Here is a 22,740-nt window from a genome sequence, read left to right as displayed (position 1 = left end):
CGATCGTATAGACGATCGCCCGGCAAGCACCCATCGCGGATACGATCCGCTCCCACCCCTCCGGTAGCACCGTCAATGAGCTCTGGTGGGAGCCGATCGCATCGGCGATCCCGCGGCAGCGGGCAAGCTCGCCACGAGCGCGCCTTCCACAAAGAAAAAGCCGGCCCAGTGGACCGGCTTTTCTCTCCGCGACAATCGCGAGCGTTACTGCACGCGCTGCACGTTGCCCTGGTCGTCCACGACGACGATGTCGCCCTGGCGGATGGCCGAGGCGTCCTTGACCTGCACGTTGGTGTAGCCACCCGTGCCCATCTTCAGCCGTAGGGTGTAGCTCTCGCTGCCGCCGCCCTTGCCGATGGCGTTGCCCGCGAAGCCGCCGCCGACGGCGCCGCCGACCGTGGCGAGCGTGCGGCCCTTGCCCTTGCCGACCTGGTTGCCCAGGACGCCGCCGGCGATGGCGCCGATCACCGCGCCGGCGGTGCCGTGCTCGCGGCCGGCCACGACGTTGTGCTCGATGCTCTGGACGACGCCGCACTGGTCGCAGCGGACGTAGATGCCGTCGGGACGCGTGAGCGTCGCGGCCGACGCGGGCGCCACGGCGGCGGTGGCGAGCAGGGCGGCGAGGGGAAGGCCGAGGACGGTCTTGATGTTCATGGAAACTCCTTTGGGACGACAGGGAAGGCGTCGTCTGCACTTACAGTCTAAGCATGGCGACTGAACGAAGATCGAGCACGATTCTCACGTCACGTAGTTCATGGATACTACGCCGATGAGTACAGCCATCGTATGGTTCCGCCGCGACCTCCGTCTTGCCGATAACCCCGCGCTGACCGCGGCGGCGAAGGCACACGACACCGTTCTCGCCGTCTACGTCCACGCGCCCGAGGAAGACGGCGAATGGGCGCCCGGTGCCGCCAGCCGCTGGTGGCTGCACCACTCGCTGAAGGCGCTCGACGCCTCGCTCGACCGGCTCGGTGGCCGGCTCCACGTGATGCGCGGCCCGTCGCTCGACGCCCTGCGCGCGCTGATCGCCGCGACGGACGCCGAGGCGGTGTATTTCAACCGGCTCTACGAACCGCGCGCGATCCGCCGCGACAAGGCGCTACGCAAGGCGCTCGAGGCCGACGGCATCGCCGTCGCGTCGTGCAACGCGGCCCTCTGGTGCGAGCCCTGGGACATCGCCACGAAGCAGGGCGAGCCCTACCGGGTGTTCACGCCGTTCTGGCGCAACCTGCGTCCGCGCATCGAAGGCCTCGAACCTTTGCCGGTACCGGACGGCCTGGCATTCGCCGGCGGAAAAGACGCGCTGTGGGAAGCGCGCCCGCGCGCGAACGGCGCCACGGCGAGCACCACCATCGAGAACCTGCAGCTCCTGCCCACCCTCGACTGGGCGCGCGGCTTCGCGGAGTGGACACCGGGCGAACAGGGCGCCCTTGACATGGTGGGAATCTTCGCGGACGACGCCCTCGGCCACTACGCGGACGGCCGCGACCTGCCGGCACGGCACGGCACCTCGCGACTGTCACCGCACCTGCATTTCGGGGAGATCTCGCCGGTGCAGATCGCGACATCGTTGCGCGAGCACGTGGCGCGCCGCCGTTCCGCCGACATCGAGCCCTACCTGCGCCAGCTCGGCTGGCGGGAATTCGGTCACCACCTGCTGTTCCACTTCCCGAAGACGCCCAAGGAAAATTTCAATCCGGCGTTCGACGGCATGCGCTGGGCCCCACGGGACGCCCACGCGCTCCGGCGCTGGAAGAAGGGCCTCACGGGCATCCCGATCGTCGACGCGGGGATGCGCGAGCTGTGGGCGACCGGCTGGATGCACAACCGGGTGCGCATGCTCGTGGCGAGCCTGTTGACGAAGAACCTGCGCCAGCACTGGCTGCTCGGCGCGAAGTGGTTCTGGGACACGCTCGTCGACGCCGATCTGGCCAACAACGCCATGGGCTGGCAGTGGGTGGCGGGTTCGGGCGCGGATGCCGCGCCGTACTTCCGCATCTTCAACCCGGTGACGCAGTCCGAGAAATTCGACCCGGACGGCGCGTACATCCGCCGTTGGGTGCCGGAGCTCGCGAAGGCGCCCGGGCGGCTCGTGCACGCGCCGTGGGAGGATGCCGATTTCCTTCGCCGGTCGGGCTACCCGAAGCCGATAGTGGACCTCAAGAGCTCCCGAGAGGACGCGCTCACGGCGTACCGGCAGTCCCGTGGCGGTCGCGCAGGAGAAGCGCCAGCACGGGAGGAGTGACCATCGCCGTGAGCAGGGACATCGCCACGATCACCGCGTAGAGCCGCTGGTCGAACACGCTGGCGGCCAGGCCCAGGCTGGCGATCACCACGCCGACCTCACCGCGCGGCACCATGCCGAAGCCGACGATCGTCGCGCCGCGACGTCCGAGGCGGATCGCGCCCAGGAAGCCGCCCGCCAGCTTCGACACGATCGCGATCGCCGTCGCCACCGCGAGCATCCCCAGCGCCGTCGCGCTGCCCAACTCCGCGAGATCGACCTTCGCACCCGTGACCACGAAGAAGAACGGCGTGAGGAAGGCGAGCAGGGGCGCCGTCTGCTCTTCGAGCTGGTGCCTCTGGCGGGTTTCGGAGGCGATCATGCCGGCCAGGAACGCGCCGATGATCGCGGCGAGGTGGAATCGCATCGAGAGATACGCCAGCCCGAGGCACAGCGCGAGCACGATCGCCAGCGGCGACATCGGGTTGCTCGGCTTGTCCAGCCAGCCGGAGCCCCGGCGCATCACGCGCGTGCCGCCCCAGCCGATGACGGCGACGAAACCCACGGCGCCGAGCAACGTCATGGCGAGGCTGCCGACGTCGACCTGGCCACCGCCCTGCAGCGACGACACGATGCCGAGCAGCAGCATCGCGAGGATGTCGTCGATGACCGCCGCGCCGAGGATGATCCGTGCCTCCTGTCGCTGCAGCACGCCGAGCTCCTGCAGGACGCGCGCGGTGATGCCCGCCGAGGTGGCGACGAAGGCCGCCGCCACGAACAGGGAACGGACCCAGTCGAAGCCCGACCCATGCGCCCAGACGGCGCCGAGGCCGAAGGGAACGACGACGCCGAGCACGCCGACGAGGAAGGCGCTCGCGCCGACCTTCTTGAGGTCGTCGAGACGGGTTTCCAGGCCCACGGAGAAGAGCAGCAGGATCACGCCGATCTCGGCGAGGACGTCGAGCGGGGTACCCACGGCGATGTCCGGCAACGTGACCCAGCCCAGCGCGGACGGGCCGATGGCGCAACCGGCGGCGATTTCCCCGACCACGGCGGGCAGCCGCAGGCGCTGGGCCACTTCGCCGCCGACCTGCGCGGCGACGAAGATGATGAAGAGGGTGAGCAGGATGCCTGCGGAGTCGTGCATGGGATCGTTCCGGATCGAAGCCGCGAAGGAAGGCGCGGTGTCCTTGAGGGTAGCTTATGCGGCCGTCAGGTGGCCCCGGCCGTTTCCGAAGGCGTGGCCCGCGTATCGCGCAGCCGCCCGAAGATCCAGCTCGCCGCCAGCGTGATCATGCCCATCACGATCACCGACCAGCGGAAGGCCCACACGTAGCCCTCGGCCGCATGGCTGCCGAGGAAGCCGGCCATCAGCAGCGACGCGAGCGCGATGCCGAAGCTCATCGACAGGTACTGCGCCGTCGAGGCCATCGACGACGCCATGGCCGCGTACTTCACGTCGAGGTCGACGTAGGCCAGCGTGTTCATCGAGGTGTATTGCACCGACATCACCGCGCCGTACACGAAGACGAACGCGGCGATGACGAGCGGCGGCGTCGACGGGCTGAGCAGCGCGAACGCGCAGAGCACGATCGCCACGAGGATCGTGTTGCCCAGAAGCAGGCGCCGGTAGCCGAAGTGCGTGAGCAGGCGGTCGATGAAGGGCTTCACCGCGATGGAACCGATCGCCTGCGGCACCATCATCAGGCCGGCGGTCAGCGGCGACCATCCGCAACCGATCTGCAGGAACAGCACCAGCAACAGGTACATGCCCGAGACGCCGAGGCGCGTGAACAGGTTGCCCGCGAGCGATACCCACACGCTGCGCACCTTCAGCAGCGACAGATCGCTCACCGGATAGGCGGTGCGGCGGCTGTGCCGTACGTAGAGCGTGCCGAGCGCCACCGCGCCGGCGGTATAGGCCGCCACGAGGAGCCCGTGGCCATCGCCGCCCAGCGTTTCGGCGGCCATCAGGCACAGCGCCGACGCGCCCGCGAAGAGCAGGAAGCCGCTGGTGTCGAAGCGATGCGCGCGATCGAGCCGGTAATCAGGCATCTCCCGCCGGTTGAGCAGCAGGCCCACGAGGCCGACGGGCACGTTGATGAGGAAGATGAGGCGCCAGTTCGTGTACTCGACCAGGGCGCCGCCGAGCAAGGGCCCGAACACCGAGCCGAGCAGGCCGAACGTCGCGACGGTGGTCATCGAACTGACGAACTCGCGACGGTCGATGCTGCGGACGAGCACATAACGGCCCACGGGCATCAGCGCGGCACCGCCCAGGCCCTGGATGATGCGCGACACGACCAGTTGCGGAAGGCTCTGCGCCACGCCGCACAGCAGCGAGCCGAGCGCGAACACCAGGATCGCGCCGCCGAACACCCGACGCGTGCCGAAACGGTCGCAGAGCCAGGGGCTCATCGGAATGAAGATCGCCAGCGTCAGCACGTAGCTGGTGAGCGCCGTGCGCATGCTGAGCGGCGTCACCGCCAGTGCGCCCGAGATGGCCGGCACGGCGGTGTTGACGATCGTGGAGTCCAGCGCCTGCATGAAGAACGCGGCCGAGACAAGCCAGATCAGGCCACGATAGCGGGCTCTGCTGGAGGGCTCGATGGGCGCAAGCGCCGGTCGGTCTGTCGGAAGGATCTGAACGTCGGTCGGCTCGGGATTTGCGACGTCGGAGGGTGGCATAGCGCCGGCATTATATCTGATGGGATGATTGCTTTCGCCGCGTCCCCGTCCGACAGTTCAGGGTCGCGTCGGTCAAGCGCATCATCACGGACCCTGCACATGGCACAACCAACCGCCCCCGTCGAAGCCGTCGAGCGCGCGCAGCACCTGCGCCAGCGCATCGAGGACGCGAATTATCGCTATCACGTGCTGGACGATCCGGACATCGCCGATGCGGAGTACGACAGCCTCATGCGCGAGCTCGAGGCGCTGGAAGCCGAATACGCGGATCTGGCCAGCGACGACTCGCCGACGCGTCGCGTCGGCGCGCGTGCGCGGGGCGGTTTCGCCGAGGTCGTGCACGCCGTGCCGATGCTGTCCCTCGGCAACGCGTTCGAGCAGGAAGGCGAGACCGATCGTGAGAAATATCGTGAAGTGGCCGATTTCGAACGTCGCATCGAGCAGACGCTGCATCGCAGGCAGCCGGAGTTCTCCGTCGAGCCCAAGCTCGACGGCCTCGCCATCAGCCTCACGTACGAGAACGGCGTCTTCGTGCAGGGCGCGACGCGCGGTGACGGCGCGGTAGGCGAAGACGTCACCGCGAACCTGCGCACGGTCAAGGCGATCCCGCTGCGTCTGCGCGGCGACGACTGGCCGCGCGTGATCGAGGTGCGCGGTGAAGTGATCATGCCGCGCGCGGGCTTCGAAGCGTTCAACGAACGTGCCCGCGCGGCGGGCGAGAAGCCGCTCGCGAATCCGCGCAACGGCGCCGCGGGTTCGTTGCGTCAGCTCGATCCGTCCGTCACCGCGAAGCGGCCGCTCGCGTTCTTCGCCTACGCCGTGGGGCGGGTCGAAGGCGGCGAGTTGCCCGATACGCATTCGGCCACGCTCGCGAAGCTGCGCGAATGGGGCTTCCCGGTTTCGCCCGAGGTGTCGAAGGCGAAAGGGTTCGAGGGATTGCTGGCGTATTTCCGCCGCATCGGCGAGAAGCGCGACAGCCTGCCGTACGACATCGACGGCGTGGTCTACAAGCTCGACGACTACGAGGGCCAGCGCACGATGGGCTTCGTCTCGCGCGCGCCGCGCTGGGCGATCGCGCACAAGTATCCCGCGCAGGAACAGATGACGACCGTGGAGGCCATCGAGATCCAGATCGGCCGCACCGGCGCCGCGACGCCGGTCGCCCGGCTGAAGCCCGTGCAGGTCGCCGGCGTCACCGTCACCAACGCGACCCTGCATAACGCCGACCAGGTCGCTCGCCTCGACGTGCGCGTGGGCGATACCGTGATCGTGCGCCGCGCGGGTGACGTGATCCCCGAGGTCGCGCGCGTCGTGGAGGCCGAGCGGCCCGCGGGCACCGTCCCCTGGAAGATGCCCGCCACATGCCCCGTGTGCCATTCCGAGCTGCTGCGCGAGGAGGGCGCCGCGGCCTATCGCTGCTCCGGCGGACTGATCTGCGCCGCGCAGCGCAAGGAGGCGCTGATCCATTTCGCCTCGCGTCGCGCGATGGATATCGATGGCCTGGGCGACCGATTCGTCGACGCGCTCGTCGAATTCGACATGGTGCATACGCCCGCCGATCTCTACGCCCTGACGGTCGACAGTTTCGTGCGCATGAAGACGCTCGCCGACGAGCGCGACGGCTCGACGCCCGAGACGGTGAAGCAGGGCAAGGTCGCGACGAAGTGGGCGGAGAACCTCGTCGAAGCCATCGAGGCGAGCAAGCGCTCCACGCTGCCGCGCTTCCTCTTCGGCCTCGGCATCATGCACATCGGCGAGAGCACGGCGAAGACGCTGGCGACCTGGCTCGGCTCGCTCGAACACGTGCGCCGCACCCCCGCGCCCGTGCTGCGCGTGCTGCCCGACATCGGCGACGAGGTCGCGACGTCGATCGCCGCGTTCTTCGAACAGGACGGCAACCAGAAGGTGGTCGATGCGTTGCTCGCCGCCGGGATCACCTTCGCCGACGAGGGCGCGCCGTCGCCGAAGCTGCGCGATCGACTCGGCCTCGATGTGCTGCTCGACGCCGCGAAGGTCCCGAAGCTCGGCCCGAAGAGCACCGGCATCCTCGCGCGCCACTATGCGAGCCTCGATGCGCTCGTGAAGGCGGGCGAACACCAGTGGATCGCCGCGGGCGTGCCGCAGGCGGCGGCCACGAATCTGTCGGCGTACCTCGCCGACGCCGAGCACATGGACGAGCTCCGCCGCGCCGACGAAGCGATGCGTCGTCTCGCGTCCGCGTTGCCGGCGAAGGCCGCCGCCGCGCTGCCGCTCGAAGGCCTTACCTATGTCATCACCGGCACGATGGAGTCGCTGAAGCGCGACGACGCGACCGACCGGCTCGAATCGCTCGGCGCCAAGGTCGCCGGATCGGTGTCGAAGAAGACGACGGGCGTATTCGCGGGCGAAGCGGCCGGATCCAAGCTCGACAAGGCGAACGAACTCGGCGTGCCGGTGTACACGGAAGCCGATCTCGTCGCGCTGCTGACCGAGCACGGGATCGCGCCGTGAGCGACCTGAAACACCTGCGCCTGCGCGCCGGCGTGTACGCCGGCATCCGCGCGTTCTTCGCGGAACGGCACGTGCTGGAGGTCGAGACGCCGATGCTCTCCGCCGCCGGCAACACCGACCCGAACATCCAGAGTTTCAGCACGCGGTTCACCGGCCATGTCGACGCGGGATCGCCGTGGCGCTGGTTGCGCACGTCGCCCGAGTTTCCGCTGAAGCGACTGCTCGCCGCGGGCGTCGGCGACTGCTACGAGCTCGGCCGCGTGTTCCGCGACGGCGAGGCGGGCGGTCGACACAATCCCGAGTTCACGATGCTGGAGTGGTACCGCGTCGGCTGGAACGACGCGACGCTCGCGCGGGAGGTGCTCGAACTCCTCGAGGTCCTTCTGCTGGGGGCGGGGCGCACCATCGACATCGTCGAGACGACGTATCGCGGCCTGTTCCGCGATGCTCTGGGCGTCGACGCGTTGACCGATCCCGTCGAGCGCCTGCGCGAGGCGTTGGGCGACATCGGCATCGATCCCGAAGGTCTGGAACGCGACGACTGGCTCGACCTGCTGATGACGCACCGCATCCAGCCGCATTTCCCGCGCGACCGCGTGACGGTGGTGTCCGATTTTCCGGCCAGCCAGTGCGCGCTCGCGCGCATTCGCCACGACGATCCGCCGGTGGCCGAGCGGTTCGAGGTCTACGTCGGCCCGTACGAAGTGGCCAACGGCTACCACGAACTCAACGACGCGGCCGAGCAGCGCGCGCGCTTCGAGCGCGACAACGCGAAGCGGCGCGAGCGCGGTACGCCCGAGGTGCCGATCGACGAACGCCTGCTCGCTGTCCTCGGCACGATGCCCGACTGCGCGGGCGTCGCGCTCGGCGTCGAGCGCCTGCTCATGGTGCTCGCGGGCACCGATGCGATCGCCGACGTGCTCGCTTTTCCGTTCTCCGAGGCCTGATCCCGATGCTCGAAGCCATCCACCATGTCGCGCTCATCTGTTCCGATTACGCGCGCTCCAAGGCGTTCTACACCGAGGTGCTGGGACTGCGCGTGATCCACGAGGCGTACCGCGAGGCGCGCGATTCGTGGAAGCTCGACCTGGAAGTCAGCCCGGGCGTACAGCTGGAGCTGTTCTCGTTCCCGTCGCCGCCGAAGCGGCCTTCGAGGCCCGAAGCGCAGGGATTGCGGCACCTGGCCTTCACCGTGACGGACATCGACGCGGCGGTCGCGAAGCTGGCGGGGCACGGTGTGCCGTGCGAGCCGATCCGCGTCGACGAATACACCGGCCGGCGTTTCACGTTCTTCGCCGACCCGGACGATCTGCCGATCGAGCTGTACGAACTGTAGGAGCGCGCCTTGCGCGCGACAGTTTTTCGCGATGAGCAACAGGGCCTGTTGCTCAAGGCCTCGAAAGCTGTCGCGCGCAAGGCGCGCTCCTACCACCGGGCAGGCCTCAGAACTCGAGTTCCTGCGCCGCGCACAGGTAGTCGACCATCGGTGCGAGCCGCTTGAAGTTGTCGATCACGAAGGGCAGCAGTTCGGCCGAGCATGCCATCGCCTCGTCGAAGTCCTGGCCGGCGGCGAAGTTCTTCCGCTTCAGGTCCTCGATCAGCTCGTGGCCCGGATCGAACCCGCGCGGCGGGCGCGTGAGGCTTTCGCCCCAGAACGAGAACCGTTCCTGGAAGGCCTTCGTGTGCGTGGCGCGTTTCCACGCGCCCGGGTTGTCCGCGAGGAACTCGCGCAGCTTTTTCAGCACCGGCGGTTCCGGATGCCACATGCCGCCGCCGACGAAGCATTCGCCGGGCTGGATGTGCAGGTAGAAACCCGGCGCCTGGATCTCGTGCCGGCGCTCGTGGAAGAACCGCGAGCCCTGCCAGCCCTTGTACGGCTGCTTGTCGTTCGCGAAGCGCGTGTCGCGATGGATGCGGTATAGCGATCCGCCGACCTTCCGCGTGTCGGCGCGGAAGTGCGGGCTGATCTTCGCCAGCGGCGCGGCCAGGTCGCCGATCAGGGCGAGGAAGGGCTCGCGCACGTGGCGCTCGTAGTCGTCCTTGTGGTCGTGGAACCACTCGCGATTGTTGTTGCGGACGAGGGATCGGAAGAAGCGGAAGGTGGCGGGGGTGAAATAGGGTTTCGGCATGGCGGTCGTCAGCGGAGTTCCTCGCCCCACGCTTCCAGCTCGTCGAGCAGGGCGAGCGGGGCGCCGGGCAGGGCGCGCAGGGTGGCGAGTTCGGTGGTGTATTCGTCGAGGGTGAGCGTGGTGAGCGGGCCGTGCCGGGTCAGCCGGTCGACGCGGAAGGCTTCCCAGCGCGCGTGTTCCTCCAGGCTGAGCGTCTCCGGCCAGTTCCGCGCGCGGTAGCGGAACAGCAGTTCGGGGTAGCGCGCGTCGCGGAAGGGGAACGAGCGGGTGCCGAGCTGGTCCGGCGGGGTCGCGCGCACGTCGGCGAGGAGGCGGCGATCGGCGTCCGGAAGGAACGATCCGTAGAGGGCGAGCTCCGGGTCTTCGGCAGGCGGCAGGTCCGACGCCTTCGCGTACACGCGGCGCAGCTTCTCCGCCAGGCCGTCGCTACCGCGCAACGCGTCGAGGTGCCGCTCCACGGCGCCCATGTCGATGCCCAGGCGGCCGTGGTCGGCACCCTTGAGCACCGACAGCGGCGCGAGCGCGGGCGCGTGGTTCGCGCGCACCGTGCGCAACGCGATGCGCTCCACGCCTTCCGGCAGGTCGGCCCGCGCGACGAACACGCGATCGGCGATGTCGTCGCTGTCGAGGGTCAGCAGGTCGGTCGGATCGGCGCTCAGGTCGTAGACGATCACCTCGCCCGCGCGTGTCGGGTGCGCCGCGAGCGGCGCGATCACGGTCAGGCAGTGGCGGCTGGCGGGGTAGCGCGAGGAGACGTGCACGACGGGCGTCATCGCGGCGACGTCCAGCAATTCGAACACCCGCTGCTTGCGGCGCAGGGCGTAGTACCAGTCCCAGAGCTTCGGCTGGTGCGTGCGGATGAGGCGTGCCAGGCCGATCAGGGCCTCGACGTCGGAGAGCGCGTCGTGCGCGCGATCCTGCTTGAGGCCGTTGGCGGTGGCCAGGTGCTCGAGCTTGAAACTGGGCGTGCCGTCGTCGCGCGTCGGCCAGACGATGCCCTCGGGACGCAGGGCCTGGCACATGCGGACCAGATCGATCAGGTCCCAGCGCGAGTTGCCGTTCTCCCACTCGCGCCCGTACGGATCGTAGAAGTTCCGGTACAGGAGGTGCCGGGTGAACTCGTCGTCGAAGCGCAGCGAGTTGTATCCCACCGTGCAGGTGCCGGGCCGGGCGATCTCGTCGTGGATCGCGGCGGCGAAGGCGGCCTCGGACATCCCCTCGCGCTCGGTCAGCTGGGGCGCGATGCCGGTGATCAGGCACGCCGCGGGCTGCGGCGGCATGTCGCGCGGCGGGCGGCAGTAGATCATCACGGGCTCGCCGACGATCCGCAGGTCCGCGTCGGTGCGGATGCCGGCGAACTGGCTGGGCCGGTCGCGCCGCGGATCGGCGCCGAAGGTTTCGTAGTCGTGCCAGAAGAAGGTCGGTTCGGCCATCCGCGGATGATCTCACGTTCCGTTCACCGGTACGGCCCGCAACTGTCGTCTGCGATACAGGCCGGCCCCCGCCGGGTTAGACTCGGCGGCATTCAAGGAGCGCCCATGACACCAGCGAACGACGACAACCTCATCTGGATCGACCTGGAGATGACGGGACTGGATACCGACAACGACTCCATCCTCGAAATCGCCACGATCGTGACGGACAAGGACCTGAACGTCCTCGCCGAGGGGCCGGTGTTCGCCATCTCGCAAACCGACGCGCGCCTCCAGCAGATGGACGCCTGGAACCGCAACCAGCACGGCCGTTCGGGTCTGTGGGCCCGCGCCGTCGAATCCGACGACACGCTGGAGCAGGCCGAGGCCGCGACCATCGCGTTCCTCAAGGAATGGGTGCCCGCCGGGAAGTCGCCGATGTGCGGCAATTCGATCTGCCAGGACCGCCGCTTCCTGCATCGCGAGATGCCGCAGCTCGAGCGCTACTTCCATTACCGCAACCTCGACGTCTCCACGCTGAAGGAGCTGTCGCGCCGCTGGTCGCCCGAGATCGCGCGCGGCTTCAGCAAGGACTCGGCGCACACCGCGCTGTCCGACATCCGCGATTCCATCGACGAGCTCCGCCACTACCGCCGCTTCATGGGCGCGCTCGGCGGCCAGCAGCCGGGCTGACCGCATGAACGTCGATCCGTTCGCCACCGTGCTCGACTGCAACGGACGCGTGCTGTCGCTCGATCGTCCGCGTGTCGTCGGCATCGTCAACGTCACGCCCGATTCGTTCTCGGACGGCGGCCGCCACGACACGCTCGAGGCCGCCTATGCGCATGCCATGCGGCTGGCGGAAGAGGGCGCGGACATGCTGGACGTCGGCGGCGAATCGACACGGCCAGGCGCCGACGAGGTGCCGGTCGAGAAAGAGATCCGCCGCGTCGTGCCGCTGATCGAGCGCCTCGCCGCCGCGACCACGCTGCCCATCGCCATCGACACCTCGAAGCCCGAGGTGATGCGCGCGGCCGTCGGCGCGGGCGCCGGCATGATCAACGACGTGTACGCCCTGCGTCGCGAGGGTGCGCTCGACGCCGCCGCGGACCTGCGCGTGCCCGTGTGCCTCATGCACATGCAGGGCGAGCCGCGCTCCATGCAGCAGGAGCCGGCGTACGACGACGTGGTCGGCGAGGTCCACCGCTTCCTGACCGATCGCCTGTTCGCCTGCGAACTGGCCGGCATCGACCGCCGCCGTGTGCTGGTCGACCCGGGTTTCGGGTTCGGCAAGAACCTCGAGCACAACCTCGCGCTGCTGCGCGCCACGGCCCGCTTCGCCGAGCTCGGCGCCGGCGCGTACATCGGCCTGTCGCGCAAGTCGATGATCGGCGCCCTGACGGGGCGCCAGACGCCCACGGACCGGGTCCACGGCTCCGTCGCCGCCGCCCTGATCGGCGTGCAGCGCGGCGCCGTCATGGTCCGGGTCCACGACGTCGCCGCCACGGTCGACGCCCTGGCGGTCTGGGCCGCCGTCAAGGCCGGCGACACCGCGCCCGGCCACGACCGGCCCGCCATGCCCCGCTGGCCGGACGACGACTGATCCGCCACGCCCGATCCGTGGCCGCTCCCGTGGTGCTCCATGGGAGTATCCTCGCCCGATCCGGAAGTAAGGACGACAACACCATGAGCGAACGCAAGTATTTCGGCACGGACGGCATCCGCGGTCACGTCGGCACGTACCCGATCAGCGCGGATTTCATCCTGCGGCTGGGACGCGCCGCCGGCGCCGTGCTGGCGCGCCGCCGCGCCGCTGACCGCCGGCCGCCGGGCGCCGGACCCGACCGCCGCGACCACAATCGCAAGGTGATGGTCGTCATCGGCAAGGACACCCGGGTGTCCGGCTACATGTTCGAATCCGCCCTCGAAGCCGGACTGGTCGCGTCGGGCGCCGACGTGCGCCTGCTCGGCCCGATGCCGACGCCCGGCGTTGCCTATCTCACGCGTTCCCTGCGTGCGGATGCCGGCATCGTGATCAGCGCCTCGCACAATCCGCACCAGGACAACGGCATCAAGTTCTTTTCCGGCCAGGGCGAAAAGCTCGACGACGACCTCGAGGCCGAGATCGAAGCCGAACTGGACGCCGAGTTCGCGACCGTCGCGTCCGAGGCGCTGGGCAAGGCCAGCCGCGTGGACGACGCCGTCACCCGCTACGCCGAGTTCTGCAAGTCCACCGTCTCCGACGATTTCTCGCTGGCCGGCATGCGCATCGTGCTCGACTGCGCGCACGGCGCCACTTACCAGGTGGCACCGAAGGTCTTCCGCGACCTCGGCGCGGAGGTCTCGACCATCGGCGCCGAGCCGGACGGCCTCAACATCAACCGCGGCGTCGGCTCCACCGACCCGGAATCGCTGGCCCGCACCGTCGTGGAGCGCGGCGCCGACCTCGGCATCGCCTTCGACGGCGACGGCGACCGCGTCCGCGTCGTCGACCGTGACGGCACGGTCACCGATGGCGACGACATGCTCTACGTGATCGCCCGGCACTGGAAGACGAAGGCCGCGCTCCCTGGCCCGGTCGTCGGCACGCTGATGAGCAATTACGGCCTCCAGCGCGCGCTGAAACAGCTGGACATCCCCTTCGTGCGCGCCAACGTCGGCGACCGCTACGTTCTCCAGCAGCTGAAGGAACACGGCGGCGTGCTGGGCGGCGAGACGTCGGGCCACATCCTCTGCCTCGACCGCTTCACCACCGGCGACGGCGTGGTGGCCGCCCTGGCGCTGCTCGAGGCGCTGGCGGAATCGGGCGAAACCTTCGCCGAGGCGCGCTCGGGCCTGGTCAAGCTGCCGCAGACCATGGTCAACGTCCGCGTCCAGGGGGCGAAGGAAGCGTTGAAGTCCGACGCGGTGAAACAGGCGCTGGCGGAGGTCGAAACCGCGCTGGAAGGCCGCGGCCGGGTCGTCCTGCGGGCCTCCGGCACCGAGCCGCTGGTCCGCGTCACGATCGAGGCCGCCGACGCGGCCGAGGTCGACCGTCTGGCGGGGCAGCTGGCCGAGGCCGTAAAATCGGCGGCCCAGGCGACGGCCTGACCCACGAGCGAGCGTCCGGCGCGATTCACGCGCCGGCCTCGTCACGCTGCCACGCAGGTACATCATGAAGACGGTTCCCACCCTCGATATCCGCCGCTACGACACCGATCGCGAGGCCTTCGTCGCCGAGATCGGCGCCGCCTACCGCGAATTCGGTTTCTGCTGCATCAGCGGTCACGGCATTCCGAAGGAAGCCATCGACGGCGCGTACGACGCGTTCAAGGCCTTCTTCGCGCTGCCCGACGACACCAAGCGCAAGTACCACGTTCCTGGCGGTGGCGGTGCGCGCGGCTACACGCCGTTCAAGGTGGAGACCGCGAAGGACAGCAAGTTCGCCGACCTCAAGGAGTTCTGGCACATCGGCCGCGAGATCCCGCGCGATTCGAAGTACGCCGACGTGATGCCGCCGAACGTGTGGCCGTCGGAAGTGCCGGCGTTCAAGGACAAGGGTTACGGCATCTACCAGCAGCTCGACCAGCTCGGCTCGCGTGTGCTGCGCGCGCTGGCGCTGCACATCGGCCTGCCGGAGAAGTTCTTCGACGACAAGATCGACTCGGGCAACTCGATCCTGCGCCCAATCCATTACCCGCCGATTCCGGAAGGCGACATCCCGAACGTACGCGCCGGCGCGCACGAGGACATCAACTTCATCACGCTGCTCGTCGGCGCGAGCACGGCTGGCCTGGAAGTGAAGACGCGCGAAGGCGAGTGGCTGCCGATCACGACCGAAGGCGACGCCATCGTGGTGAACATCGGCGACATGCTCCAGCGCCTCACCAACCATGTGTATCCGTCGACGACGCACCGCGTGACGAACCCGACGGACGGCGACGCCGCACGCAAGCCGCGCTACTCCGTGCCATTCTTCCTGCATCCAAACCCGGATGTCGTGCTCGAGGTGCTGGAATCCTGCGTCACGCCGGACAATCCGAAGCGTTATCCGGAACCGATCACGGCGCACGAGTACCTGCAGGAACGCCTGCGCGAAATCAAACTCATCTGACGCCTTCTTAGCGGGATATTCACCGGGCGGGTCGCAGCATCGATCCTCCCGGACCCTCTCCCGGAGCATCCCGTGAAACCCTCCAGCCCGCCCGTGCGAGCCAAGCGCTCGTCACCCCGGAAAACGTCGACGCGGTCGGCGGCGCAGCGCGCCCGTCGCCAGCGCACGATGAAGGCGCGCGGCCGCGCCTGAGCCAACCATCTCGACCGCTAGGGTGCCACCAGATCCCCAGCCTCCGCTCGATCCCCGCGATGCAGCCACGGATGAGCGAACACGGCGACCAGGATGATCGCGACACCCGTGTAGAACGTCCACCCCAGCTCCCGCTGCTCGCCGAGCAGCGGAATCGCCAGCACGATCGCATAGACCGGCTCGAGGTTCGTCACCATCTGCGTGGCGAAGGCGGACAGGTGGCGCAACGCGGACAGCGCCAGCGCGAAGGGCAGCAGCGTGCAGCCAAAGGCGAGCACGAGCAGCAGCGCGCCGTCGTGGGCGTCCGGAAGCGGAAAGGCGGGCGCGGCGATGAAGGGCGCAAGCAAAGTCAGGAATACGGTACCGGTGCCGAGTTCGACACAGGTGACGGTCAGCGCGTCGGCGCGATCGACGAGCCGCTTGTTCAACGCGCTGAAGAACGCCACGAAGAGCGCCGACAGCACGCCGATCGCAAGGCCGAGCCGCATCTCGCCCGGCAGTCCGCCGGCCACGAGCGCGACGCCGGGCACCACCGCCGCGCCGATCATCAATTCACGCGGATCGAAGCGGCGCCCCGCGATCCAGGGCTCCACCAGGGCGAGGAACACCGGGCATAGCGCGATGCACGTGGCCGCCACCGAGGCGTTGGCGAGCTTGATGGCGCCGTAGAAGGTGAGCCAGTGCAGCGCGACGATGACGCCGATGCCGGCGTAGGAGAACAGCAGACGCGCCGGCATGGCACGCAGGCCGCGCCAGACGCGCGGCACGCAGAGCAGCGTGCCCGACACCAGCAACATGCGCCACCACACCAGCGGCAACGCGGGCAGGGCGATCAGCTTGCCGAGGATGGCCGTGAAGCCCCAGAGCAGGACGCAGAAATGGATTTGCCAGTGGGCGATGCGGGAAGGCGACATGCGGGGAAGATTGCCCGAACGTCGCCGTACTGAACAGCCGCCGACGGTAGGAGCGCGCCCTGCGCGCGACAGCTTCTCGCGGGGAGCAACAGGCCCTGTAGCTCACGGCCTCAAGAGATGTCGCGCGCAGGGCGCGCTCCTACCGATCGGAGCGGGTATCAGCGCGCCGACTTACCCGCCGGCGGCGCCTTCGGCGGGCTGCGCTTCAGATCGTCGAGCAACGGCTCGCACTGCGTGGCGTCGGCCTTGCCGCTCTCCGGCACGGCCAGCGCGCCCAGGGCCGCCACGGGAGCGGCGAACACTGCAAGGGCGGCTGCGCCGCCCGCGCGCAGGATCAACGGACCGGCGTGCACGCCCGGCGCGGGATTCTTGAACGTCCCGTGCACGTACAGCGGCGATCTCAGCGAGAACAGGCGGAAGCCCTTGGTGTGCGGCACGATGTCGAGATCGAGCTTCTCGTCGCGGAAGTTCACGTTGCCCGTCACGTTGATCAACGCCTTCTCGGTGTCGAACGCGAACAGACGCGATTCCATGACGCCGTCCGTCGCCACCAGATCGGCCGCCATGCAGTTGATCTTCACCACGTCGTCGCCGAACAGCTTCGTCACCGCGTAGCTGCCCACGTTGAGGCCGGCCAGCTCCAGCAGCGAGCCGCTGATGGCGCCGTCGTTGATCAGCAGCTTCACCTCACCGTTCGAGGAGCCGAGCAGTGCGGCCGGCGAATTGCCGACGGCGGTCAGGGACGCGTCGCCGTTGAGCTCGCCGAAGCTCGTCTGCATCGGCGCGAACGTTGGGAAGAGTTCCTTCAGCTTGAGGTGTCGCGCGCCGAGGTTGAAGCCGCCGCGCATCGGCGTCTTCGAACCGTCGAGGCGCATGTTGCTGCCCACCGTGCCGCCGGCGACGCCGAATTTCAGCGGGTCGAGCGTGAGCACCGCATCCTTCATGATCAGGTGCGTGGACACGTTCTCGAACGGCAGCCGTTCGCCGTGGACGATCTTGACTCCGGTAAACGTGACATCGGCATCCATCGCGTTCCAGCGGTCCGTCTTGAACGGTTCGACGGGCAGCACCTTGTCGGGCGGCTGCTTCACCGCGTCGCCGCGCTCCGCCTTCTCCTCGTCCGAGCCGCCGCCCACGAGGGGTGCCAGGTCGGCGAAGAGCAGCTGGTTCGATTTCAGGTTGCCGCTGAGCTTCGGCCGCGCGCCGCCGGTGTCGAAGGTAAGGCTGCCGCCAAGATCGCTGCCGCCGACGCGCCCGGTGAAGTTCTCGTACGTGAACACGCTGGCGCCCTTCTTCAGGTTCGCCTTGAGATGCCCCTCGGTCGCGAAGGGCGGCGTATCCGGCAGCGTGACGCCGGTGAGGTCGTAAAGATGCGACATGCTCGTGCCCGAGAACCACAGGCGCACGTCGAGGGCGCCCATGTTGACCGGGTCGGTCAGCGTGCCGACGAAGGCGATATGCGTGTCGCCGAAGCGCGCATCGGCCTGGACCGGGAAGGGACGAGCGGCATCGCGAAGCGCGAGCACCCCGCCGGTCCGCGCCTTGGCGGAGACGGTCGACTTCTTGTAGGTGCCCTTGGCGTCCCATGCGAACTGATAGACCTGGCTCTTCTTGGTCTGGTCCTGACGGTCCTTCTCGTCGGCGTCGCTCTTCGCCATCGTCTTCGCGCTGGCACCGGTCGTCTTCTTCGCCTGCGCGCGGGCATCCTTCTCCTGCTGCGCCATGATCTCGTCGAACGGAATGCCCTTGCCCAGCGGCGTCACGTCGATCCCCATGACGATCTGGTTCGTCGCGTCGGAGAAATCGATGTGCCCCTTGTCGAAGGCGATCGCGTTGAGTTCGAGCTGCCACTCGGACGGGCCCGTGCTCTCGGGGAGCTTGAACGTCCAGGTGTTGTCGCCGTTCTTCGCGCGCTGCAGCGCCATGCGCGGCTGGCCGAGGCGAATCTCGGGCACGACGATGCGGTGGGCGATGAGCGGGAAGGGCGAGAGACGGAACTGGATCGTCTCCAGCGTGGCGAAGTGCTTGTCCTTCGCCCACTCGGGGTTCGCCACCGTGATGTCTCGCGCGGTGAAATGCGGCCAGGGAATCAGACCGACCAGGCCGCCTTCACCGGGCTCGCGCGACCAGCTCGCGGAGAGGTCGCCGTTGATCGCGAAGGGCCGCCCGATCGCCTCGGACACCTTTTCGTTGATGGTCGGCTTCAGCCGGTTCCAGTCGAAGAAGGCGATGAACAGAATGACCGCCACGACGAGCAGGACGACGATCCCGAGAACCCACGCCAGAATTTTCCTGCCACGCCGCATCGTGCCGCTCCCGATCCCATAACGCGCATAGGGTTAACGCGCGAGCCGCCAAGGTTATGTGTTCGCGGGCAGGAAGAATTAAGGGAAGTGAAATTGGCGGGAAGACGCCGGCCCCGCCAGGTAGGAGCGCGCCCTGCGCGCGACAGCTTCTCGCGAAGAGCATCAGGTCCTGACGCCCACGGCCTCAAAACATGTCGCGCGCAGGGCGCGCTCCTACCGCGTGACTGCACGGTCAGGCGGCCTGCCAGTAACCGGTGGCCTTGACCCAGTCCTTGTCGATGCCGCGCGTCTCGACGAGCAACGACCGCAATGCCCGCGCCCGCTTCGACTCGGTGGCGACCCACCAGAACGTATCGCCCGGAGGGATCGGCAGCGCGGCGAGCGCCTCGTCGAGCGTCGGCGACTCGCCGGGCACGAACCAGCGCACGTCGCGTGCGAGCGTCTGGCGCTCGGCGGGGGATGCGACCTCGACGAACACGATGACCTCCCGGCTCGCCGGCATCTCCTCCAGCCATCGCCCGATCGCGGGCAAGGCCGTCGCATCGCCCACCAGCACGTAATGGTCGTAATCGTCGGGCACGACCATCGATCCACGGGGGCCGCCCACGTGCAGCACGTCACCGGGTCGGGCCGTTTCGGCCCAGCTCGACGCCGGGCCGTCACCATGGATGACGAAGTCGATGTCGAGTTCGTTGGCGATGGGATCGTGACGGCGCGGCGTGTAATCGCGGGAGGGCGAGTGCTCGCCGTCCGCGTACACCGGTCCGTTGTCGCCGAACGTCGGCAGGTTCAGGGAGCCGTCCGAGGTGGCGAAGAACAGCTTCACATGGTCGTCCGGCGCGGCGGAAACGAAGCCTTCGAGATCGGGTCCCGTCAGCGTCACGCGGACCATGTGCGGCGTGAGGTTCTCCACCCGCGCCACCTCGAGCCGACGCATCTTCAGAGGATGGCGTACGCGGGTGATCGCATGGCGTTCCGTCATGGCTGGCGCTCTCCCACGGCTTTGGCGGCGGCGTCGACGAGCTTCGCGACGCGCGCGATCTCCGCGGCGTCCCACGCCTTGTGATGGTTGATCAGCTGGTACTTCAGGCGGTGCATGGCCTCGCGCACCTCTTCCGGCACGCTCATGCGGCGCATGTGGCGCGACATTACCTGCAGCCGCTCGGTCAGGGCCTCGAGGCTGTCGCGGTTCTCGGCGAGAAAGGCGCGGCCGGCATCGGTGATCGCGTAGAGCTTCTTGCCGCCCGTCTCGGCTTCCACCCGGGCATAGCCGAGCTCCTCGAGCATCGTCAGGGTGGGGTAGATCGCGCCGGGGCTCGGGCTGTACTGGCCGTCGAACATCTCCTCGATGGTGCGGATCAGCTCGTAGCCGTGGCGGGGCTGCTCCTCGATGAGGGCCAGGAGCAGGAGCCGCAGATCGCCGGTGCCGAACATCCGGCCGCCGAAACGGCCGCCGCCGCGACCGCCGCGGCCGCCCTCGCGGTCGTCGAATTCGAAGGGACTGCCGCCGAAGCGGCCGCCACCGCGACCGATCGCGTGCATCTGCTCGTGGAGGCGGTGCCGCGCGTGGTGGAAAAAGTGCATGGGCATACTCCGATATATCGTACGTAGTGCACGTACGATATATCGCAAGTAACAGTCACGCAAGAGGGGTGGAGGAGGGCCTCAGCCGAACGTGAAGGTGAACGCGTGGAAATTCGCCTTGGGAATCCGGATCGTCAGCACGTGGTCCTTGTAGTCGGTGGCGGTGTACAGCGTGTACAGCTGCGAGGCCTGGATCGTGACGGGCGCCTGCGGCTTGCCGTCCACCAGCACCTCCACGGTCACCGGATCGTTCGCGCTGGCCACCATGTGGACCTTCTTCGCCTTGAAGTGCAGGCGGATCTCACCGGACGGGCCTTCCAGCGTCGCGTTCTGCCGGCCGATCTCCCAGCGGCCCACGAGCGCGAACTTGTTCAGGTCGAGGCGCGACGGGGCGGTGAAGTCGCGCGTGCCGCCGCGGGAACCCTCGGGGCTGGCGTTGTTCTGGCTGCGGTCGCTGCCGAAGTACATCTCCGGCGAACCCAGCTGCGTGAAGTCGGGGGCGTCCTTGTCCTCGCCCGCGGCCGCGGCGTCGAGGCGCGGCAGGCCGAGCAGGGTGCGGATCGCGTTCTCCATCTCGGCGTAGTTGCCCTCGCCGAAGTGATGGGCGACGACGTTGCCGCGCTGGTCGACGAGGTACTCGGCGGGCCAGTACTGGTTGTCCCAGGCGTCCCAGGTGGCTAGGTCGTTGTCCTGCGCCACGGGGTAGTGGATGTTGTACCGCTTGATGGCGTCGCGGACGTTGCCTTCCTGCTTCTCGAACGGGAATTCCGGCGAATGCACGCCCACGACGACCAGGCCCTTGTCCTTGTACTGGTCGTACCAGCGGGTCACGTGGGGCAGGGTGCGCAGGCAGTTGATGCAGGAATAGGCCCAGAAATCGATCAGCACGACCTTGCCGCGCAGCTGCTTCATGGTCAGCGGCTTCGAGTTCTGCCAGGTGGCGATGCCGGCGAACTCCGGCGCGGTCTGCGCCGCGGCGGCAGGGCGCGCCAGTCCCAGTGCCGTGGCGGCGAGGGCGACGACGAGGAAGGCGGAACGGAACGGGTGGCGCATGGAGACTCCAGGGTTCTGGCGGGTACCGGAAGAAGACCGGACGGGGCAGCGGCACCTTACACGCCCGGGTGCGTTAAAATCGTGGTCTTTGCCAGCCTCGCGAGCCAGCCGTAGCGCCATGACCTCGATCAAGCAGGACGACCTCATCACCAGCGTCGCCGACGCCCTCCAGTACATCTCGTACTACCACCCGGTGGATTACATCCGGAACCTCTCGGCCGCGTACGAGCGCGAGGAATCCCCGGCGGCGAAGGACGCCATCGCCCAGATCCTGATCAATTCGCGCATGTGCGCCGAGGGCCACCGGCCGATCTGCCAGGACACCGGCATCGTCACCGTGTTCCTCAAGATCGGCATGAACGTGCGCTGGGACGACGCCACCATGGGCGTCGAGGACATGGTCAACGAGGGCGTGCGCCGCGCGTATAACCACCCGGACAACAAGCTGCGCGCCTCGGTGCTCGCCGATCCGGCGGGCAAGCGCATGAACACGCGCGACAACACGCCGGCCGTGGTGAGCGTCTCGGTGGTGCCGGGCGACAAGGTCGACGTCATCGTCGCCGCCAAGGGCGGCGGCTCCGAAGCGAAGTCGAAGTTCGCGATGCTCAACCCGTCCGACTCCATCGTCGACTGGGTGCTGAAGACCGTGCCGACGATGGGCGCCGGCTGGTGCCCGCCGGGCATGCTCGGCATCGGCATCGGCGGTACCGCCGAGAAGGCGATGCTGCTGGCGAAGGAAGCGCTGATGGAGCCGATCGACATCGTCGACCTGATCGCGCGCGGCCCGTCGAACCGCGCGGAGGAACTGCGCCTCGAGCTCTACGAGAAGGTCAACGCGCTCGGCATCGGCGCGCAGGGCCTGGGTGGCCTCACCACCGTGCTCGACATCAAGGTGAAGGATTACCCGACGCACGCGGCGAACCTGCCCGTGGCGATGATCCCGAACTGCGCCGCCACGCGCCACGCGCACTTCGTGCTGGACGGCTCCGGCCCGGTCGCGCTCGATCCGCCGTCGCTGGAAGACTGGCCGAAGCTCACGTACGACGCCTCGAAGGGCCGTCGCGTGGACCTCGACACGATCACCCGCGAGGACGTGCAGAGCTGGAAACCGGGCGAGACGATCCTGCTCAACGGCAAGCTGCTCACGGGCCGCGACGCCGCGCACAAGCGCATGGTCGACATGCTCAACCGCGGCGAAACGTTGCCCGTCGATTTCACCAACCGCTTCATCTACTACGTCGGTCCGGTCGATCCGGTGCGCGACGAGGTCGTCGGTCCGGCCGGCCCGACCACGGCCACGCGCATGGACAAGTTCACGCGCCAGATGCTCGAGACGACGGGCCTGCTGGGCATGGTCGGCAAGTCCGAGCGCGGTCCGGCCGCGATCGAGGCGATCCGCGACAACAAGGCCGTGTACCTGATGGCCGTCGGCGGCTCGGCATATCTCGTCTCCAAGGCGATCAAGGCCTCGCGCGTGCTCGCGTTCGAAGACCTCGGCATGGAGGCGATCTACGAGTTCGAGGTCAAGGACATGCCGGTGACGGTCGCGGTCGACAGCGCCGGCACGTCGGTGCACGAGACGGGCCCGAAGGAATGGCGTTCGAAGATCGGGAAGATCCCCGTGGTCGTCGTCTGACGCCACCCTGTAGGAG

The 22,740-nt window shown here is 68.4% G+C and carries 19 protein-coding genes; 9 read left to right on the top strand and 10 right to left on the bottom strand.

All coding sequences use genetic code 11. The features are described from left to right. Positions 1-204: 204 nt before the first annotated feature. Positions 205-654 carry a glycine zipper 2TM domain-containing protein gene (locus tag J2X58_RS06760; protein WP_090053015.1) on the bottom strand — a complete coding sequence of 150 codons (450 nt, stop codon included), beginning with the start codon at positions 652-654 and terminating at the stop codon, positions 205-207. 115 nt (positions 655-769) lie between these two features. Between J2X58_RS06760 and J2X58_RS06755 the strand changes: the two genes are divergently transcribed. Beyond that, positions 770-2,248 (top strand): deoxyribodipyrimidine photo-lyase, encoded by a 1,479-nt coding sequence (locus J2X58_RS06755; protein ID WP_310047167.1) that lies wholly within the window; start codon positions 770-772, stop codon positions 2,246-2,248. Here J2X58_RS06755 and J2X58_RS06750 read toward each other — a convergent pair. Beyond that, a complete protein-coding gene (locus J2X58_RS06750; protein ID WP_310047165.1) occupies positions 2,187-3,374 on the bottom strand; it encodes a cation:proton antiporter in 1,188 nt (395 codons plus the stop codon). The two genes, J2X58_RS06755 and J2X58_RS06750, sit on opposite strands and share 62 nt — an antisense overlap. Before the next feature lie 65 nt (positions 3,375-3,439). Further along, positions 3,440-4,801: an MFS transporter gene (locus J2X58_RS06745; RefSeq protein ID WP_345784562.1), complete on the bottom strand. Its 1,362-nt coding sequence runs from the start codon at positions 4,799-4,801 to the stop codon at positions 3,440-3,442. A gap of 213 nt (positions 4,802-5,014) precedes the next feature. On the opposite strand from J2X58_RS06745, the gene ligA reads away from it, so the two are divergent. From ligA to J2X58_RS06730, 3 genes are read left to right on the top strand one after another with little or no spacing between them, the layout of a single operon-like run. Beyond that, positions 5,015-7,405, top strand: a complete 2,391-nt coding sequence (gene ligA / locus J2X58_RS06740; RefSeq protein WP_310047161.1) for an NAD-dependent DNA ligase LigA — start codon at positions 5,015-5,017, stop codon at positions 7,403-7,405. Then, positions 7,402-8,352: an EF-P lysine aminoacylase EpmA gene (epmA, locus tag J2X58_RS06735; protein ID WP_310047159.1), complete on the top strand. Its 951-nt coding sequence runs from the start codon at positions 7,402-7,404 to the stop codon at positions 8,350-8,352. The genes ligA and epmA overlap by 4 nt, the downstream gene beginning before the upstream one ends. Before the next feature lie 5 nt (positions 8,353-8,357). Then, the gene (locus J2X58_RS06730; protein WP_090175664.1) at positions 8,358-8,741 is read left to right on the top strand and encodes a VOC family protein; all 384 of its coding nucleotides are present in this window, start codon (positions 8,358-8,360) and stop codon (positions 8,739-8,741) included. Between the two features lie 106 nt (positions 8,742-8,847). Here the strand turns inward: J2X58_RS06730 and J2X58_RS06725 are convergent, their stop codons facing one another. Next, a complete protein-coding gene (locus tag J2X58_RS06725) occupies positions 8,848-9,534 on the bottom strand; it encodes a DUF2461 domain-containing protein (protein ID WP_090053028.1) in 687 nt (228 codons plus the stop codon). Between the two features lie 8 nt (positions 9,535-9,542). Then, entirely contained in the window at positions 9,543-10,967 is a 1,425-nt protein-coding gene (gene sbcB / locus J2X58_RS06720; protein WP_310047158.1) for an exodeoxyribonuclease I, read from the bottom strand. A 105-nt stretch (positions 10,968-11,072) separates the two neighbouring features. On the opposite strand from sbcB, the gene orn reads away from it, so the two are divergent. The 4 genes from orn (at position 11,073) to J2X58_RS06700 (ending at position 15,039) form a co-directional block, all read left to right on the top strand. Continuing rightward, a complete protein-coding gene (gene orn / locus J2X58_RS06715; protein ID WP_090053031.1) occupies positions 11,073-11,639 on the top strand; it encodes an oligoribonuclease in 567 nt (188 codons plus the stop codon). 4 nt (positions 11,640-11,643) lie between these two features. After that, on the top strand, positions 11,644-12,549 hold the full coding sequence (gene folP / locus J2X58_RS06710) for a dihydropteroate synthase (protein ID WP_310047156.1): 906 nt from the start codon (positions 11,644-11,646) through the stop codon (positions 12,547-12,549). A gap of 83 nt (positions 12,550-12,632) precedes the next feature. Then, positions 12,633-14,036 (top strand): phosphoglucosamine mutase, encoded by a 1,404-nt coding sequence (glmM, locus tag J2X58_RS06705; protein ID WP_310047155.1) that lies wholly within the window; start codon positions 12,633-12,635, stop codon positions 14,034-14,036. 64 nt (positions 14,037-14,100) lie between these two features. Continuing rightward, positions 14,101-15,039, top strand: a complete 939-nt coding sequence (locus tag J2X58_RS06700; RefSeq protein WP_310047154.1) for a 2-oxoglutarate and iron-dependent oxygenase domain-containing protein — start codon at positions 14,101-14,103, stop codon at positions 15,037-15,039. 209 nt (positions 15,040-15,248) lie between these two features. Here J2X58_RS06700 and J2X58_RS06695 read toward each other — a convergent pair whose 3' ends face one another. The 5 genes from J2X58_RS06695 to J2X58_RS06675 form a co-directional block, all read right to left on the bottom strand. Next, positions 15,249-16,145: a DMT family transporter gene (locus tag J2X58_RS06695; RefSeq protein ID WP_310047153.1), complete on the bottom strand. Its 897-nt coding sequence runs from the start codon at positions 16,143-16,145 to the stop codon at positions 15,249-15,251. A 158-nt stretch (positions 16,146-16,303) separates the two neighbouring features. Next, positions 16,304-18,451, bottom strand: coding sequence for an AsmA family protein (locus tag J2X58_RS06690; protein WP_310047151.1), 2,148 nt, complete (start codon positions 18,449-18,451; stop codon positions 16,304-16,306). Between the two features lie 232 nt (positions 18,452-18,683). Beyond that, positions 18,684-19,433, bottom strand: coding sequence for a siderophore-interacting protein (locus J2X58_RS06685; RefSeq protein WP_310047149.1), 750 nt, complete (start codon positions 19,431-19,433; stop codon positions 18,684-18,686). After that, positions 19,430-20,035, bottom strand: coding sequence for a PadR family transcriptional regulator (locus J2X58_RS06680; RefSeq protein WP_254779041.1), 606 nt, complete (start codon positions 20,033-20,035; stop codon positions 19,430-19,432). The genes J2X58_RS06685 and J2X58_RS06680 overlap by 4 nt, the downstream gene beginning before the upstream one ends. 81 nt (positions 20,036-20,116) lie before the next feature. Further along, complete coding sequence (locus J2X58_RS06675; protein WP_310047148.1) at positions 20,117-21,088, bottom strand: thioredoxin family protein; 972 nt, start codon at positions 21,086-21,088, stop codon at positions 20,117-20,119. Positions 21,089-21,206: 118 nt separating this feature from the next. Between J2X58_RS06675 and J2X58_RS06670 the strand changes: the two genes are divergently transcribed. After that, complete coding sequence (locus tag J2X58_RS06670) at positions 21,207-22,724, top strand: fumarate hydratase (RefSeq protein ID WP_310047147.1); 1,518 nt, start codon at positions 21,207-21,209, stop codon at positions 22,722-22,724. Positions 22,725-22,740: the final 16 nt, after the last annotated feature.

This window comes from Luteibacter sp. 3190, from assembly GCF_031456385.1.
Taxonomy (GTDB): domain Bacteria; phylum Pseudomonadota; class Gammaproteobacteria; order Xanthomonadales; family Rhodanobacteraceae; genus Luteibacter.
Note: the sequence above shows the minus strand (reverse complement) of the source record. Positions and strands in the feature narration are given on the sequence as shown.

What these genes read in the sequence shown, in the direction of transcription:
- J2X58_RS06695 (WP_310047153.1), bottom strand. Translation starts at nt 16,145, where the DNA reads ATGTCGCCTTCCCGCATCGCCCACTGGCAAATCCATTTCTGCGTCCTG.
- folP (WP_310047156.1), top strand. Translation starts at nt 11,644, where the DNA reads ATGAACGTCGATCCGTTCGCCACCGTGCTCGACTGCAACGGACGCGTG.
- J2X58_RS06690 (WP_310047151.1), bottom strand. Translation starts at nt 18,451, where the DNA reads ATGCGGCGTGGCAGGAAAATTCTGGCGTGGGTTCTCGGGATCGTCGTC.
- J2X58_RS06725 (WP_090053028.1), bottom strand. Translation starts at nt 9,534, where the DNA reads ATGCCGAAACCCTATTTCACCCCCGCCACCTTCCGCTTCTTCCGATCC.
- ligA (WP_310047161.1), top strand. Translation starts at nt 5,015, where the DNA reads ATGGCACAACCAACCGCCCCCGTCGAAGCCGTCGAGCGCGCGCAGCAC.
- J2X58_RS06760 (WP_090053015.1), bottom strand. Translation starts at nt 654, where the DNA reads ATGAACATCAAGACCGTCCTCGGCCTTCCCCTCGCCGCCCTGCTCGCC.
- J2X58_RS06730 (WP_090175664.1), top strand. Translation starts at nt 8,358, where the DNA reads ATGCTCGAAGCCATCCACCATGTCGCGCTCATCTGTTCCGATTACGCG.
- J2X58_RS06675 (WP_310047148.1), bottom strand. Translation starts at nt 21,088, where the DNA reads ATGCGCCACCCGTTCCGTTCCGCCTTCCTCGTCGTCGCCCTCGCCGCC.
- J2X58_RS06685 (WP_310047149.1), bottom strand. Translation starts at nt 19,433, where the DNA reads ATGACGGAACGCCATGCGATCACCCGCGTACGCCATCCTCTGAAGATG.
- glmM (WP_310047155.1), top strand. Translation starts at nt 12,633, where the DNA reads ATGAGCGAACGCAAGTATTTCGGCACGGACGGCATCCGCGGTCACGTC.
- orn (WP_090053031.1), top strand. Translation starts at nt 11,073, where the DNA reads ATGACACCAGCGAACGACGACAACCTCATCTGGATCGACCTGGAGATG.
- J2X58_RS06750 (WP_310047165.1), bottom strand. Translation starts at nt 3,374, where the DNA reads ATGCACGACTCCGCAGGCATCCTGCTCACCCTCTTCATCATCTTCGTC.
- J2X58_RS06700 (WP_310047154.1), top strand. Translation starts at nt 14,101, where the DNA reads ATGAAGACGGTTCCCACCCTCGATATCCGCCGCTACGACACCGATCGC.
- J2X58_RS06670 (WP_310047147.1), top strand. Translation starts at nt 21,207, where the DNA reads ATGACCTCGATCAAGCAGGACGACCTCATCACCAGCGTCGCCGACGCC.
- sbcB (WP_310047158.1), bottom strand. Translation starts at nt 10,967, where the DNA reads ATGGCCGAACCGACCTTCTTCTGGCACGACTACGAAACCTTCGGCGCC.
- J2X58_RS06680 (WP_254779041.1), bottom strand. Translation starts at nt 20,035, where the DNA reads ATGCACTTTTTCCACCACGCGCGGCACCGCCTCCACGAGCAGATGCAC.
- J2X58_RS06755 (WP_310047167.1), top strand. Translation starts at nt 770, where the DNA reads ATGAGTACAGCCATCGTATGGTTCCGCCGCGACCTCCGTCTTGCCGAT.